Below are 16,320 nucleotides of genomic sequence, written 5' to 3'. Positions count from 1 at the left end.
AAATGATGCTGATTTAAAAACTATTGATGATCTAAGAGATGGTGTTAAAGAACTAGAAGATAACTCAAAAAAATTAGTAGACGCATCTTCAAAACTTTCTGATGCACAAGGCGAATTAAATGATGGAATTTCAGAATTAGGCGACGGAACTGTTAAACTTAAAGATGGTTCAAAGGAACTTTACGATAAATCTGGAGAATTTGAAGATAAAATTGATGAAGTAATTGACAAAGTTGAACCAATTCCAGGTGCAGCACAAGATATGTTTGAAGGTGGAAGCAAATTAACTTCTGGAATTACTGATTACACTTCCGCAGTTGGAAAGATGAATGAAAAAACTGGGGAAATGAAAGATGGAGCTAGAAAACTTCACGACGGTTCAGTTGAACTTGACAATGGTCTTGGAAAATTAAAGGATGCGACAGTACAATTAAGAGAAGGTTCAAGTAAGCTAAGCAAGGTTGACGAAATGAAGGAAGAAGCTTTAAAGAAACTTTCAGAATTAAAAGCTGGTATAGGACAACTTGCAGCTGGTGCAGATAAAGTTGATGCTGGTGCTAGTAAGGCTTATGCAGGAGCTAAAGAGCTTGCGGCAGGTCAAGATAAATTCAATAGCAACTTCCAAAATCTAAATGAACAAGTCCAAAATATGAAGGCTCCAGATCTTTCTGGACTAGGAAATATAAATGTTGAGGGAGATCTTCAAAATATCGGTGCTGGAGCACGATCAGTAGGAGCTAGTGCAAGAGATATTGGACAAGCAATTCAAATGTTACAAGAAGCAAATGTTGAGAATAATCCACAAATTAACCAAGCTATAGCAATCTTAGGAGATTGTGTAGGAGATTTGGGAACAGATGCACAAACAATTGGCGCATCAGCTAAAAATGTTGGAGCACAACTTCAAGCTCTAAAAGGATTAGGAAATATGTCAGGACAACTAGAAGATCTAGAAAAATTAAAGGGTGGCATGAATCAGCTTGCTGCAGCTTCAAATCAAATAAATGCTGGAGCGAGTCAACTTCCTAGTGGACTTGAACAATTACAAGCTGGAACAAGAGAACTTGCGAGTGGTGCAAAACAAATAGATAGTGAACTTGGAAAAGCAATGGCTGAAGCTGCATCAAAACTTGATACATCTCAACTTATGAAACTTTCTGACTCACTTGTTAAACTTGATGATGCAGCAGGAAAATTAAAAGACGGTTCATCAAAACTAAGAGAGGGAACAGGAGAAAGTGAAGAAGCTGTAAATAAATTTACAGATGCAATCACAGAACTTGATTCCAACTCTGGCAAGTTAAAGAATGGTGCAAGCGACTTGACAGATGGTCTCTTGGAATTTAGAGATAAATCTCAAGACTTTAAAGAGTTCCCAAGACTTAAAACAGAAGGTATGGTTCCACTTAGAGATGGAATTAAAAAATTGGATGATGGAATAATCGACTTAAATGATGGCGCCTTTAAATTAAAAGATGGTGGAAATTTAATTGATGACAATATGAGAATTTTTGCAGAAAAATTAGCAGAATTCAAACAAAAAGGAATCGATGAACTAGATAGAAAAACAGAAGAACTTCCAGAATTCAAAGAAATTGTAGATACAATGTTAGAACTTTCAAATGATGATTCATCATTCACAGGAACAAGTGAAGGTTTTGATACTAAGTATAGAATTATAGAAAAAATAAAATAAAAGTGAACTTTCATTTTAAATGGGTAGTATATAAATAAGAGCATTTAAAATAGGAGGTTATAATTCATGGAAGTTAAAAAAGGTAAAAATTGTTATTATATAGGTGAGGATCAAACAAATTACAAGGGAATCTTACAATATGAAGAAAAGGGCGATGTAATTGATGCCAAACACACTATTGTGAAAGAAAAATTTGGTGGACAAGGACTCGCAGGTGAACTTGTAAAAGAATTAGTTGAAGATGCTAGACGTGAAAAATAAAAAAATTAAAGGAACTTGCTCATATGTTGCGAAAAAACTAGAGTCAAGTGAATTTGATGATGTGAGAGCATAAAGAAGGTCGGCTATGCCGATCTTTTTTTATGAATTAGATATTTATTTACCTTTTTATTTTGAGATTATATAATTGTCAAAAGGAAGTGATGAGATGGCAGAAAATATAAAGTCCAGAGACTTTTTAAAAATTGAAATAGCTAATTCAATTAGTCATGGGATTGGTGTTTTACTTGGAATTATTTTTTTATTGATGTTAATTATTCCAAGCGTGAGAGATGGCGATGTTTTAAAGACTGTTGCCTTTTCTATTTATGGTGGCTGTTTTATATTTATGTTTTTAATGAGTACAATTTATCACGCAATCCAACACAAAAAGGCAAAACAGATTCTTAGAATTTTTGACCACGTATCTATTTATTATTTTATAGCTGGAAGTTTTACACCAATTATACTCTTACTTACAAGGGGAAAATTTAGATTATTTTTTATAATTTTGATATGGTCAATAGCAATTTTTGGAACTGTTTTTAAAATTGCAACTTATCAAAAATACGACAAGTTAAAGACAATTTCTGTTATTATTTACATTGCTATGGGCTGGCTTTCTGTATTTTTAATTAAACCCATTGTTACAAACACAACTTGGAAATTTATGTTGCTTTTAGTAATAGGTGGTCTTGTTTATACAGCAGGAACTTATTTTTACAAATCAAAGAAATTTAAATACAATCACATAATTTGGCATTTCTTTGTATTAGCAGCAGCAATAGTTCACTTTGTTGCATTTTATATTTATATTGGCTAAAAATTTTAGGTTCATCTTTTTTGATGAGCCTATTTTATTGCAAAAAAATAGACGGGATTTCCCGTCTAAATCTTAAAATTTATTTAAAATAAAGTTTCATATCTCCGTCTTGGATAAGCCCTTTCCTATAAAAAATTTCATAAATTGCAAATGTTAAAAGGGCTGGCAGAATAATATGCATAAGTAAAATTATTCCAAGAAGTTTCATAAAGGGCACATTTGGCATGGCAGCAAAAGTTGAGATTTGTCCAACAAGACCACTTGTACCCATTCCAGATCCAAGAGGAGTGTTTTCTAGTTTAAAAATAATTGTAGAAACAGGTCCAAGAATGGCAGATGAAATTATTGGTGGAATAATTATTATTGGTTTTCTCACAATATTTGGCATCTGAAGCATAGAAGTCCCAAGTCCTTGAGCTACTAAACCTTCGATTTTATTGTCTCGATAAGACATAACGGCAAAGCCTACCATCTGACAGCAACAACCAATTGTTGCAGCACCGCCAGCGAGAGAAGAAAGTGAAAGCATCATTGAGAGAGCAGCTGAGGAAATTGGAAGTGTAAGTACAATTCCAACTATAACAGACACAATAATTCCCATGAAGAAAGGAGCTTTATCTGTTGCATTTATAATTATTGCTCCCAAAAGATTCATAAAATTTCCTATGTAAGGACCAACAAAGTTTGCGACAAATACACCAGTTAACACTGTCACAGCAGGTGTTACAATTATATCTACCTTTGTTTTTCTGCTGACAAGTTTTCCAAATTCGACAGCTACTATAGTGGCTATATAAACTCCCATGGGACCACCAAGTTCATTTCCAGCAATACCAACAACAGTAGCAGCATAAACTACAAGACTTGGAGCGGACATGGCTGTTGCAATGGCAACTGCAATGGCAGGTCCTGTTGCCTTTTGAGCCAGAGGCCAAAGGACATCAGTTAAAAAATAAATATCAAAGCTTTTTCCAATAGTATTTAAAATTGTTCCAACTAATAGAGTTGCAAAAAGGCCAAAAGCCATAGCTCCAAGAGCATCTATGAAATATAACTTTGACTTTCTTTTTATAAGTTCACTTAAACTTTTATTTTCATTTTTTTTCATTAGATTCTCCTTAAAATGTCATCTAGTTTATATTTGGGAACAATATAATTCCCCTTGTCGTCAAGATGATATGATTGGTCATGAGAAATATCAATTTCTTCTATAGTAGATTTGATTTTTGGGTATCCAAAAGCAACTACAAGATTACAAGTATATTTTTCATCATAAGATAAAATTTCTCGCATTTTATTATCATTTACACTTCCAATTATACAAGATCCTATGCCTCTTTCTGCTGCTGCAAGAGTAAGGTTTGAAATCACAAGGCCCTGGTCAACACCGTCAAATCTTAATTTTTTTTCTATTATCACTTAAAACAGCAATAAAATAAACAGGTCTTTCTCCCTCTTTAGGTCTACCTGCTTCATTAGCTAGAGATGCTGCCCATTTGCTATTATTGAAAATTTCCAATACTTTATCTCTTTTTTCAACAGAGATAAATCTCAAATACTGTCTGTTATTTGCACAAGATGCATATTTTATAGAATTTAAAATAGCATCAATATCTTCTTGAGAAAGTAGTTTATTTTCGTCAAACTTTCTGTAAGATCTTCTCCATTTTAATAAATTTTCTAAATCCATAATTCCTCCAATTGCTATAAATTTCTTCTTGTTAACTTTATATTTTACAACAAAAAAAGTATTTTTCAATTAATACATTAAATTGAGTATAAAATTAATAAAAAGGGGTATAAGAATACTAGTGAAAACGAAAAGATTTGAATTAAAAACTTTTAAATTTTTATTCAAAATTTAGTGAAAATGTTTTGACACTTTAAAGAAGTTGTTGTATACTTTAATTATTGTATACCATCTTGGTGTATCTTTTGTTTTTAACTATTAAAGTATAAATTACTTTAATTATCTTTAATCTTAAAAGGAGGAAAATATGTCAAATATGTATAAGACAACTGACGAACATGAAGCCCTTCGTAAGGCTATCAGAGAGTTTGCAGAAGCAGAAATCAAGCCATTATCTTTTGGACTTGATCAAAACAATGAATTTCCAGAAGAAATAATTAAAAAGATTGGCGAAAACGGTTGGATGGGACTTCCATACCCTGAAGAAGAAGGCGGAGCAGGTAAGGATGTTATTTCTTACGCAATCGCTGTTGAAGAATTATCAAGAGTAGATGCAGGTGTTGGTGTTGTATTATCAGCTCACACTTCATTAGGATCTTATCCAATTCAAGCTTTCGGTACAAAGGAACAAAAGGAAAAATATTTAAAACCTCTTGCTCAAGGTAAAAAACTTGGTGCTTTTGGATTAACTGAACCTAACGCTGGTTCTGATGCAGGTGGTACAGAAACTACTGCTGTTCTTGATGGAGATTACTACATCTTAAATGGTAACAAGATTTTTATTACTAACGCTCCAGCTGCTGACACTTATGTAGTTTATGCAGTTACTACACCAGGAATCGGTACTCACGGAATTTCTGCTTTCATAGTAGAAAAAGGATGGGAAGGATTCACTTTTGGAGATCACTATGACAAATTAGGTATTAGATCTTCAACTACTGCCGAACTTCAATTTAACAATGTTAAGGTTCCAAAGGAAAACTTACTTGGTAAAGAAGGTCAAGGATTTAGAATTGCAATGCAAACACTTGATGGTGGTAGAATTGGTATTGCATCTCAAGCTCTAGGTATTGCACAAGGCGCTTATGAAGCTGCACTTGCTTATGCAAAAGAAAGAGTACAATTTGGAAGACCAATAGCACAACAACAAGCTGTTGCTTTCAAGATTGCAGATATGGCTACTAAAATCAGAGCTGCAAGACTTATGGTTTATTCAGCTGCTGAAATGAAACAAAATCACGAAAACTACTCAATGGAAGCTGCAATGGCAAAAACAGTTGCATCTGAAGTTGCTATGTGGGTTGTTAACGAAGCTCTTCAAATCCACGGTGGTAATGGATATCTAAAGGGAATGGATGTAGAAAGATTCTTCAGAGATGCTAAGATCACTACTATCTATGAAGGTACTTCTGAAATCCAAAGAGTTGTAGTTGCAAGTCACCTTATTGGTAAAGCTCCTAAGAAAAAAGGTAGAGCAGCTATTATAGATAAAAAAGCTGGTCCTATCACTGGAGACAGAAAAAGAGAAATAATAAAAGCAGATACAGCTGAAGAAGCTGTTGATATATTAGTTAAAAACTTAAAGAAAGATGGATATGACTTCTCTGTAGGAATTGATATTGATACTCCTGTTTACGATGCTGAAAGAGTTGTTTCAGTTGGTAAGGGAATCGGCGGAGAAGAAAATATGGACATGGCAAGAGAACTTGCACACGCTGCTGGTGCTGCACTAGGTTCATCAAGACCAGTTGCAGAAACATTAAAACTTGTACCACTTGAAAGATATGTAGGTATGTCAGGACAAAAATTCAATGGTAACCTATATATAGCATGTGGTATTTCTGGAGCAAGCCAACACTTAAAGGGTATTAAAAATGCATCAACAATTGTTGCAATTAACAAAAATGCTGGAGCTCCTATATTTAAGAACTGTGACTATGGTATAGTTGGAGATATGTTCGAAATTATGCCACTTCTTGCAGAAGCACTTGGAACTGGTGAAAAAGAACCAGCACCTCCAATGAAGAAAGTTAGAAGATCTAAACCTAGAAAATTAGCTCCTAACTACAAAGTAATGGTATGCCCAGGCTGTGGATATGAATATGATCCAAACTTCGGAGATCCAGAAGGCGAAATCGATCCTGGTACAGATTTTGATAGACTACCAGATGATTGGACATGCCCAGAATGTCAAGAAGAAAAGCAAAACTTTATTGAAGCTGATTTCCCAGCTGATAGAAAATAAAGGAGGATATAATGTATACTGTTAGAAAAGTCACAGATGATCTTTACTATGTTGGTGGAAATGATCATAGACTAGAATTATTTGAAAATATTTTTCCTATTCCAGAAGGAGTAACATATAATTCATATTTACTAAAAGATGAAAAAAACGTACTATTTGATACAGTTGACTGGTCAATTGTAAAAGATTATTTAGAAAATATATCTGAAGTTCTTGATGGAGAAGACCTAGATTATCTAGTAATTCACCACTTAGAACCAGACCACGCTGCTGCTATTGATGAAATTGTTTTAAGATACCCAGATGTAAAAGTTATAGCAAGTGAACAAGGCTTTGAATTTATGCGTCAATATGGTTTCCATGTAGACGACGAACAATCAATTGTTGTAGCTGAAGGAGACACTATCTCCTTTGGTAAGCACGAATTCATTTTCTTAGAAGCACCTATGGTTCACTGGCCAGAAGTTCTTGTAAGTTTCGATACAACTGACGGAGTACTATTCGCAGCTGACGCTTTTGGTACATTCGGTACACTTGATGGTAAACTATTTGCTGACGAAGTTAACTTCGAAAGAGATTATCTTGACCCAGCAAGAAGATATTTAACAAATATCGTAGGAAAATATGGTCCATTCGTACAAGATGTTCTTAAAAAAGCTGCAACTGTAGATATTAAATACATCTGTCCACTTCACGGACCAGTTTGGAGAGAAAACCTAGGATGGTTCATCGAAAAATATGACAAATGGTCAAGATATGAACCAGAAGAAGAAGGCGTAATGATTGTTTATGCATCAATGTATGGAAATACAGAACGTGCTGCACAAGCTCTTGCATCAAGACTTTGTGATAAGGGAATGACTAATGTAGTAGTTCACGATGTAAGTAACACTCACATGTCTTACCTAATTGCAGACACATTTAAATACTCTCACATTGTAATTGCATCTGTAACTTACAACTTAGGTATTTACCCTGTAATGAAAAACTTCTTAATGGACCTTGAAGCTCTTAACGTTCAAAACAGAACTGTTGGTATCATTGAAAATGGTACTTGGGCTTGTACAGTTGGCGATAAGATTGAAGAATATATTGACGAAAATCTTAAGATGTTCGACGTACTTCCAGAAAGAGTTACACTTAACTCAGCTCTTAACAAGGCTAACGAAAACGATATGGAAGCTCTTGCAGATTCTATTATCGAATCAATGGCTAAGATTAGAGAAGTTAAAGCAAAATCAGCTGATAAATAATAAACTTTTTATTAAAATATTTAAAGAAGCTATATCATTTGATGTAGCTTCTTTTTTTGCAATAATTTATCTTGTTTTCAATGAAAAATTCTTTATGAAAATCAATAGGACAAATATGTCCCAAATATTTAAATTGAATAATAAAATTATTATTAATATAAACTTTATTAAAAATAAAATAGTGGTTCTTTTTATCTGCTGCATTCTTTGAATTTAATCTAAAATAATTGTGACCAGTGGAGGACATGTGTTGGAGAATATCAGAAGTTAAAAATATTAAAGGAACATTTAAATTTGAGAACTTATAGAAATCATTCTCGAAAATTTTGTAATTAATAGAAAAATAATCAAACTGAAGAGAGTTTCTTTCTAAACACATTATAATTCCTCCAAAAGTACAATTTTTATAATATCCTCAAAAGAAATATTCAGGGCTTCATCGCCACTTAAATAAATACTTTCGTGAAAAATTTCTTTAATCCTACCAGAATAAGCATCTTTTCTCAGCTTAGTATAAATGAGAACTTTAAGATTATTTACATAGACCTGACTTATTAAAAGAATAAGCTCTTCTCGCGTCATTTGAGAAGAAAAATCTATAAAATCACCCATTTTGTGAAGAGCAGAAGTGTGTTCTGAAATAAAAAATCCCATCCACTTTGCCATGCCTCTATCCATATATTCTCTAGCAGACTTAAAGGGCAAATAAGACCTGTCAACCATATTAATACCTCCTAAAACTATTTAACACCATCCATGCCACCACAGTGACCACCAATTAACTTGCTTCTCTCAATAACTCTCGAACCTTCAACAAGAGATGTAGCCTTTTGAATAGAAGTAAAACCAAATCTGTCACGAATTTCATCAATTGCACTATCAAGATTTTCTTCCCTTTCAATAGCCTCTACATCATCAAAAAAATCAAAAATAGTAGAAGATTCATCCACTAAATTATCATAAGTTACCCCAAGATTTCTCACAGAACCCCCATCATATCTTTCCCTAAAAAGCTTTAGCACTTCCATTTGCAAAACCCTAGTAGCTTGACTTGGTCTAATAGTTCTCTTTGCATGAATAGACTTCTTATTTTCAGTGTAAGAAAAACCAACATATATAGAAATGACAGAAGCCTTTTTCTTTAGCCTTCTAATTCTAATAGCCACTTGCTCAGCGATTTCAGAAAGGACAATTTCAATTTCATCTTGATTTTCGTAGTCGCGAGGAAGAACTTGAGAATTTCCAAGACCTTTTGACTTGGGTTTATAAGGTTTTGATAACTTGGACTCATCAACACCATTTGCGTGAAACCAAAGTTGAAGTCCCATGACACCAAAAACTTTTTTAAGAATATCAGGATCATAATTAGCAAGATCGCGAGCAGTATAAATTGACATAGAGTTGAGTCTTTTTTTCAATCTAGAACCAATTCCCCAAAAATCACTTAAATCATCAATAGCCCAAAGTTTTGATTCCACATCTTCATAGGACCAATTTGCACGCATAGTCCGTGTTTTTTTAGCCTCATTATCAAGGGCAAGCTTTGCAAGAAGGGGATTAGAATTGCTCATGCCAACAGTGGAATATAGACCAGTTGTTTCCCAAATATCTTTTTGAATCATTGAAGAAACTAGGTCCAACTTGTCACGGCTTGAAATATTTTTATCAGGAACAAAATAATTTAAACTCTTTGTTAAATCAATAAAGCCCTCATCAATAGAGTAGGGAAGGATATCTTCTCTAGGAGCATAATTTTGAAAAACTTTTTGAATTTTTAAATTTTCTTCAATATAAAGAGCCATCCTTGGAGGGACAATAAGAGTATTTTTCGCCCACATCTCAATAAAATCGATATAATCCTTAGTAATCTCAATATTTTGTCTCCTGGCCTTTTCAAAGCTAAACTTTCTAGTTTCGATGTCAAAGGGAAGCTCACCTGCCCTTCCCACATTACTTTTTCCAAAAATCTTCTTGAAAAGAGGAGAGCTTGCAAGAATAAGACCCTTAGAATTGCTAGACCTACTCATAACACAAAGACTAGTAGTTAGAGGATCGAGATTTCTCGTGACACACTCAACACTTGCATAAAAAGACTTGATGTCCACAAAAGCAATATCAGATTTAGGTTCCAAAGAATAATCAATAAAAGTCATAAGCCACCTCGAGGAAATTACCAAAATTTTATATAAAAATAATTTAACTATATAAATTAAAATCATTAAATTATAAAAAATCACAAAACAAATATATATTTAAACAAAAGTTTGCTCTAATTACATTTTAGAACATTTGTATAAATAATTCAATTAGTTAAATATAGAGAATAAATTATTAGCCATTAAATAAAAAATTTTAATTTGTTAAAGAATCTGGAATAGGTTCCTATATATGTTAAAATATAATTAGTAATTAATATAGAAACTGGAGGAGCTAATGAAGGGCGATGGAATCCAATTATATTCTTACATGGAGGGTCCTAACCACAGGTATATTATTCCTGTTTACCAAAGAAGATATGATTGGAAGATTGAAAACTGCAAACAACTTTATAATGATTTATTAAGACTCGCAAAAGATAAGGAAGGTAATCACTTTTTTGGAAGTATTGTTTCTGATGTTGTGGGTGCTGGGTCTATTACTGAATATCATATTATTGATGGGCAACAGAGGCTTACTACTGTTACTCTTCTTCTTTTAGCTATTGCCAAGTTAGTTGAGAAAGGCGAAGCTTATTCTAATGAAGTGGATTTAAATGAGCAAATAATGGAAAGATTTATTATTTCCAAGTGGGCTAAGGAAGATGACAAAGTAAAATTAATCCCTGTTAAGAGAGATAGGAAGGCACTTCATTATTTAATTTTTGGAGAAGAAGACGAGTATATAGAAAATTCAAATTTGACTATTAATTATAAATATTTTTATGAGAGATTAAAAAAGGATTCTCATATTATCGATGAAATTTATTCTGCTATCCAAAGACTTCAAGTTATCTCTATTACTTTAGAGAAGGGCGACGATGCTCAACTTATATTTGAAAGTTTAAATTCAACGGGTCTTGCTCTTAGTGAAGGAGATAAGATAAGGAATTTTATTCTCATGAATCTGCCTTTAGAAAAGCAAAATAAATATTTTGAAAAGTATTGGATAAAAATTGAAGATTTTACTAATAAAAGAATAGATAATTTTGTAAGAAATTACTTGAGTATTAAAACTTTTTCAATGCCTACTATGTCTAAAGTTTATTTTGAGTTTAAAGATTATGTAAATAGACATAGCGAATCTTTGGAAACTTTGCTAGAAGATATGCTTAAATACTCTAAATTCTATAAAAAGCTACTTGATGGTGAAAGCGGATTTAAAAATAAAGACCTAGATTCTTCCATGTTTAATTTAAAGAAGATGGAAATAAGTGTAACAGAACCTTTCTTTATGGAAGTTTTTAGCCTAAATGATGAAAGCATGCTAAGTCTTGATGATTTAATTGGAATTTTTAATACTATTGAAATCTATTTATTTAGAAGAAATATTTGTGGAGTTGCAAGTAATGCTTTAAGCAAAATTTTTCTCAATTTAAATAAAGATATTGTCAGGTATGATGGCACTACTGAAAATTATGTTGAAAAATTAAAATATAACTTAATTAATAAGAGAGATTCTGGTAGATTTCCTAAAGATGAGGAATTTTATGAAAATTTAAATAATAAGGAAATTTATTTAATGCGTGGCAGATTTAAAAATTATCTTTTTAATAAGATTGAAAACTATAATACTGTTGAGACTAAGGACATATACAACCACTTAGATGATGGGACTTATAGCATTGAACACATTATGCCGCAAAAATTAAATGATGATTGGTTTGAAGAATTAGGAGATAATGCAGAAGAAATTCATGAAAAATGGATTCACAAGCTGGGTAACCTAACTATTACGGGTTACAATTCCGACATGGGCAATTCTTCTTTTGAGAAAAAGAGGGATGGAAAGCATGGCTTTAAGAAGAGTGGAATTAGGATGAATCAAGACTTGGCATTATTAGATTCTTGGGGAGAAGATGAAATTGAAAAAAGGCATAGGGACTTACTAGACTTAGCGGTTTATGAGATTTGGAAGTATCCTAGCACAAATTTTGAATTACAAAGAGAAGATGTAGAATATATTTCTTTAGCTGATGATAATTACGACTTGAAGGGAAAGAGAATTTTAAAGATTAATTTTAGGGGAGAAGAGTCCTCTTTTAGAAACTGGTCAGAAACCTTTACTTTTATAATAAAAAATCTTGCATGAAGAAGATAAGTCTCAATTAATTAATTTAGTCAGAGAAGAGCCAAGGGATGTATTAGGACTTAATTTCTTTACAACTTCTAATGACTTGCGAAGTTTTGAAAAAATAGATGAGAATATTTTTGTTTCTACAAATAATAATACAAATACAAAAATTAAAATATTAAGTAAACTTTTTGAATTATATGAAGAAGATCCTGATAATTTAATTTTTTATTTTGAAGACTCTGATAATTTTGATAGGACTCCAGAAAATATAAGAGAAGAATATTGGAACTATGCTATTCCTATAATAAAAGAAGAAAACATTGATAATGAAACTTTTAAGAATGTTACTAGATCAAAGAGTTCATGGATCGCAGGAACTACTGGGACTAGTGGATTTTATATTTCTTGCTATTTTTATATGAAATCTGCCAAAGTTTTGATGACATTAAATAAGCCTGACAAGGAAACAAATAAGGCTGCTTTCGATTATCTATATAAATATAAAGAAAACATAGAAAATAGTTTAGGTTTAAAACTTTATTGGAATAGGTTAGATGATAATAAAATGTCAACTATTGAAGTAGCAATAGAAAATATCAACTCAAAAGACAAGTCAAATTGGGAAAAAATTGCAAAATTCCACGCAGAAATGAGCGATGCTTTTTATAAGGAATTTGTTCCAAGACTTAGAGAATTTAATAGTCAATATAAGAAATAAAGTTAAAACTCGGGCTTAGCTCGAGTTTTTTTGTGTTATAATCTACACAAATAAAAGCTGGAGTAGGTGACTATGAAGAAGAAATTTAATTTGAAAAAATTTTTTATAGGACTTGGTATTGTTTTTGCTATAATTTTTTTATTTTTTATTTTGCCATATTTGGAAATCCTATTTCTAGGCTAATAGCGGAAAAGTCTGCTGATAAATATATAAAGACCCACTATAAGGATCTGGACTTAAAGCGTGATGAGACCTTTTATAATTTTAAGGATGGCTACTACACTGTAAGGCTTAGCAGCAAAAAAAGTAAGGATACTAAATTTATCTTGGGCTTTGATAGCTTTGGTAAGTTGAAACAAGATACTTACGATTCTATTTTATTTAATACCAAGATTAGATTGTTAGATGAGTTAAGGGAATATGGGGCTACTATTCAGAAGAAGTATAATTTTCCTTATGATATTTCTTTAAACACAGTTGAGGATGTCCCTAGAGAAGACCTAGTCTTAGATCAAGAATTTGATTTTAATAATTTTAAGGAAGAAGTGAGTGCAGAAGTTGTTGGTTTTTCAAAAAATCCAAATCTTGAAGAGTGCTTAGATGTTCTTTGCGATTCACAAAAAATTTTGGACAAGACTTCTTTGAAGGTAACTAAATACGCTGTTATTTTAATCCCAGAGGAAAATAAAAAACATGATGGTGAAGCTGAGTCATGGCAAAATTCTCTTGGAGTTTACGATGTTCCAGAAGAAGTCGTGAGAAATAAGGATATAAAAGAATTTAAAAATATTTATGAAGAAGCAATAAGTAAAACTAAAGGCTAAAAAAAAACTCTCATTCTAGGATTTCCATTTTAGGATTTTCTAGGATGAGAGTTTCTTTATGTCTTTATTAAAAAATTGATTTTAAAAGTTTATAAATTTTTGTAGACTTCAGTGGTAAAGTCTGTTTTTATTTTTCCAGATTTTATGTTATAAAGATCGCTTGCCAAAATTTCCTTATCCAGCATATCTCTTGTGATGCCAGTTGATTTGTCGTAAAAAGATTTAAAGGAATAAATTTTATTTTTATTTTCTGATTTTTTAAAAATCTCTATGCCTCTTTTGTCGCAAGCAAGGACTCTCGTGTAGGGTTCTTTTAAAGAATTTTTTATTAGGTCTTTTTTTATATCCAATATAATTTCAATCACAAGTCTTTTAATTCTAGACCTGCTGTGTCTTTTGGAATGAACTTTTTCTATAAATTCTTCAAAGTTTATAGCGTCGATATTTTCTAAAAGTCTATTTTCAAGTCCTTCTTCATAGTCAAAATATTCATTGAAGTTTATTTTTTCAGAAATCATCTTGTATTTAAAGATGTCAAAATAATTTTTTAGATTATTTTCTGGGACTAATTTATAATCAGGAATAAATTTGCTGACATCTTCTCCTTCATAAGCAAGTCTTCTTATGTGAGATGCTGATGCAAAGTCACCGAGGGAAAAGTCATCGTCGTGATTTACATTTTTTCTTTTTATTGAGTGAGCTTCTATTTTTGAATTTAATTTTGCAAGACTATTTAAGTATTCAAGTCCTAATATGTTGTTGGGTCTTTTTAAAATTTCTTTTTCTTTATCACTCAAGAAGTCCATGGCAAGCTCACGAGACCTTATAAAGGACTTGCCTTCTGACAAGTATTTTTTCAACTTCTCTTCATCAAAGTTCTCGTCAATTTTTTCTTGGATACTTCTTAAGACTTCCACGTCATCTTCACTGCCAAAGTAAAGTCTATCAATTATGCCCATAGAATTTAAAATATTTGTTGCCCCTAATGAAAAAATTTCTGCATTAGATGTAGAATAAAGTAAAGGCAATTCTAATACAAGGCTTGCACCATTATCCACTGCTATTTTTGCCCTCTTGTATTTATCTATAATAGCAGGTTCGCCCCTTTGGACAAAATTTCCAGACATTATGACGACAATAAAGTCTGTATAGTCCTTTTTTATTTTATTTATTTGATAAGCGTGACCCTTGTGGAAGGGGTTGTATTCGGCTATTATAGAAGCAATTTTCATATTTTAAATCTCCAATTATTGACTAATGGCTACAACTGTTATAAACTAATTATTAGTTATTATACTATATTTAATAAATTTAAAAAACACGAGGAGGAAATATGAAGATATTAGTTATTAATTGCGGATCATCTTCTCTTAAATATCAACTTATTGATATGGAAACTGAAGATGTTATGGCAAAGGGTTTAGTTGAAAGAATCGGAATTGAAGGTTCAAGAATTAAACACGAAACAATAGGTAAGGAAAAGAAAACTATTGAAACACCAATGCAAGACCACAAGAGAGCTCTTGAACTTGTAATGGAATCCCTAACAAATGAAGAATACGGTGCAATAAAATCTCTTGATGAAATTGATGCAGTAGGTCACAGAGTTGTACACGGTGGCGAAGATTTTGCTAAATCCGTTATTATTGATGATAAAGTTTTAAAGGGAATTGAAGATAATGTTGAAATAGCTCCTCTTCACAACCCACCAAATATTATGGGAATAAAGGCTTGTCAAAGACTTCTTCCAGATGTTAAACAAGTTGCAGTTTTTGATACAGCTTTCCACCAAACTATGCCAGAAGAAAGCTACATCTATGCTCTTCCATATGAATATTATGAAAAATATAAAATTAGAAGATTTGGTTTCCACGGAACTTCTCACAAATACATTACAAATAAGGCAGCAGAAATGCTAGGTAAAGATGTAAATGATGTTAATTTAATCACTTGTCACCTAGGAAATGGTTCAAGTATCTGTGCAGTTGAAAATGGTAAATCTATTGATACATCAATGGGCTTCACACCACTTGAAGGACTTGCAATGGGTACAAGATGTGGTGATTTAGACCCAGCTATTCTTCCATTCATTATGGATAAAGAAAATCTTTCTACTGAAGAAATTAACACTCTTATCAATAAAAAATCAGGTGTACTAGGAATTTCTGGAGTATCAAGTGACTTCAGAGACATTGAAGAAGCAAGAGATGAAGGAAACAAGAGAGCAAAACTTGCACTTGATATCTTTGAAAAGAGAGTTCGTGGATATATTGGTTCTTACATGACAGAACTTGATCATGTTGATGCAATTGTATTTACAGCTGGTGTTGGCGAAAACTCTATTGAAATGAGAGAATCAATAGTTGCTGGATTAAAATCTTTAGGAATTAAATTAGATCCTGAAAGAAACAACGTAAGAGGAGAAGATAAACTTATTTCTTCTGACGATTCTGCTATCAAAGTTTTTGTTATTCCAACTAACGAAGAGCTTATGATTGCAAGAGATACTAAGGAACTTGTTGAAGCATAATTTTCTATATA

At 32.1% G+C, this 16,320-nt stretch carries 16 protein-coding genes and 1 pseudogene; 10 read left to right on the top strand and 7 right to left on the bottom strand.

The window, feature by feature from the left end:
• The 3 genes from HGPT_RS03160 to trhA all read left to right on the top strand — a co-directional run.
• A partial coding sequence (locus HGPT_RS03160) for a methyl-accepting chemotaxis protein (protein WP_040542438.1) occupies positions 1 to 1,696 on the top strand: 1,696 nt, incomplete at its 5' end.
• 66 nt (positions 1,697 to 1,762) lie between these two features.
• A complete protein-coding gene (locus HGPT_RS03155) occupies positions 1,763 to 1,957 on the top strand; it encodes a GNAT family N-acetyltransferase (protein ID WP_019138423.1) in 195 nt (64 codons plus the stop codon).
• Positions 1,958 to 2,123: 166 nt separating this feature from the next.
• A complete protein-coding gene (gene trhA / locus HGPT_RS03150) occupies positions 2,124 to 2,777 on the top strand; it encodes a PAQR family membrane homeostasis protein TrhA (protein WP_019138422.1) in 654 nt (217 codons plus the stop codon).
• A 79-nt stretch (positions 2,778 to 2,856) separates the two neighbouring features.
• Here trhA and HGPT_RS03145 read toward each other — a convergent pair whose 3' ends face one another.
• From HGPT_RS03145 to HGPT_RS09735, 3 genes are read right to left on the bottom strand one after another with little or no spacing between them, the layout of a single operon-like run.
• Positions 2,857 to 3,885, bottom strand: coding sequence for a PTS sugar transporter subunit IIC (locus HGPT_RS03145; protein WP_019138421.1), 1,029 nt, complete (start codon positions 3,883 to 3,885; stop codon positions 2,857 to 2,859).
• Positions 3,885 to 4,196, bottom strand: a complete 312-nt coding sequence (locus HGPT_RS09740) for a nitroreductase family protein (protein WP_245544096.1) — start codon at positions 4,194 to 4,196, stop codon at positions 3,885 to 3,887. Before HGPT_RS09740 ends, HGPT_RS03145 begins: the two co-directional genes overlap by 1 nt.
• Entirely contained in the window at positions 4,168 to 4,467 is a 300-nt protein-coding gene (locus HGPT_RS09735; protein WP_245544095.1) for a nitroreductase family protein, read from the bottom strand. Before HGPT_RS09735 ends, HGPT_RS09740 begins: the two co-directional genes overlap by 29 nt.
• 307 nt (positions 4,468 to 4,774) lie before the next feature.
• On the opposite strand from HGPT_RS09735, the gene HGPT_RS08840 reads away from it, so the two are divergent.
• Together HGPT_RS08840 and HGPT_RS03130 are read left to right on the top strand one after the other, a co-directional pair.
• Positions 4,775 to 6,712, top strand: coding sequence for an acyl-CoA dehydrogenase family protein (locus HGPT_RS08840; protein WP_019138420.1), 1,938 nt, complete (start codon positions 4,775 to 4,777; stop codon positions 6,710 to 6,712).
• Positions 6,713 to 6,723: 11 nt separating this feature from the next.
• Entirely contained in the window at positions 6,724 to 7,965 is a 1,242-nt protein-coding gene (locus HGPT_RS03130; RefSeq protein ID WP_019138419.1) for an FprA family A-type flavoprotein, read from the top strand.
• A gap of 34 nt (positions 7,966 to 7,999) precedes the next feature.
• Here the strand turns inward: HGPT_RS03130 and HGPT_RS03125 are convergent, their stop codons facing one another.
• Genes HGPT_RS03125 through HGPT_RS10590 form a run of 3 tightly spaced genes read right to left on the bottom strand, consistent with a single transcriptional unit; the run spans position 8,000 to position 10,118 of the window.
• Positions 8,000 to 8,344 (bottom strand): DUF5960 family protein, encoded by a 345-nt coding sequence (locus tag HGPT_RS03125; RefSeq protein WP_019138418.1) that lies wholly within the window; start codon positions 8,342 to 8,344, stop codon positions 8,000 to 8,002.
• Positions 8,344 to 8,688 (bottom strand): hypothetical protein, encoded by a 345-nt coding sequence (locus tag HGPT_RS03120; protein ID WP_019138417.1) that lies wholly within the window; start codon positions 8,686 to 8,688, stop codon positions 8,344 to 8,346. Before HGPT_RS03120 ends, HGPT_RS03125 begins: the two co-directional genes overlap by 1 nt.
• A gap of 17 nt (positions 8,689 to 8,705) precedes the next feature.
• Complete coding sequence (locus HGPT_RS10590) at positions 8,706 to 10,118, bottom strand: Y-family DNA polymerase (protein ID WP_019138416.1); 1,413 nt, start codon at positions 10,116 to 10,118, stop codon at positions 8,706 to 8,708.
• Between the two features lie 280 nt (positions 10,119 to 10,398).
• Between HGPT_RS10590 and HGPT_RS03110 the strand changes: the two genes are divergently transcribed.
• From HGPT_RS03110 to HGPT_RS03105, 4 genes and pseudogenes are all read left to right on the top strand, one after another.
• Positions 10,399 to 12,252, top strand: a complete 1,854-nt coding sequence (locus HGPT_RS03110; RefSeq protein ID WP_051007880.1) for a DUF262 domain-containing protein — start codon at positions 10,399 to 10,401, stop codon at positions 12,250 to 12,252.
• Entirely contained in the window at positions 12,245 to 12,955 is a 711-nt protein-coding gene (locus HGPT_RS08650; protein ID WP_051007879.1) for a DUF4268 domain-containing protein, read from the top strand. Before HGPT_RS03110 ends, HGPT_RS08650 begins: the two co-directional genes overlap by 8 nt.
• Positions 12,956 to 13,053: 98 nt before the next feature.
• Positions 13,054 to 13,236, top strand: a pseudogene (locus HGPT_RS10640) (YfjL-like protein); the annotation flags it as partial.
• Between the two features lie 69 nt (positions 13,237 to 13,305).
• Positions 13,306 to 13,779 carry a hypothetical protein gene (locus HGPT_RS03105; protein WP_179943683.1) on the top strand — a complete coding sequence of 158 codons (474 nt, stop codon included), beginning with the start codon at positions 13,306 to 13,308 and terminating at the stop codon, positions 13,777 to 13,779.
• 89 nt (positions 13,780 to 13,868) lie between these two features.
• Here the strand turns inward: HGPT_RS03105 and HGPT_RS03100 are convergent, their stop codons facing one another.
• A complete protein-coding gene (locus HGPT_RS03100; protein WP_019138413.1) occupies positions 13,869 to 15,011 on the bottom strand; it encodes a tRNA(Met) cytidine acetate ligase in 1,143 nt (380 codons plus the stop codon).
• Positions 15,012 to 15,112: 101 nt separating this feature from the next.
• Between HGPT_RS03100 and HGPT_RS03095 the strand changes: the two genes are divergently transcribed.
• A complete protein-coding gene (locus HGPT_RS03095; protein WP_019138412.1) occupies positions 15,113 to 16,309 on the top strand; it encodes an acetate/propionate family kinase in 1,197 nt (398 codons plus the stop codon).
• Positions 16,310 to 16,320: the final 11 nt, after the last annotated feature.

The sequence above is a fragment of the Peptoniphilus timonensis JC401 genome (genome assembly GCF_000312025.1).
GTDB classification, from domain to species: Bacteria; Bacillota; Clostridia; order Tissierellales; family Peptoniphilaceae; genus Peptoniphilus_A; species Peptoniphilus_A timonensis.
The sequence above is the reverse complement of the archived record's forward strand: the minus strand, read 5'-3'. Positions and strand labels throughout refer to the sequence as shown.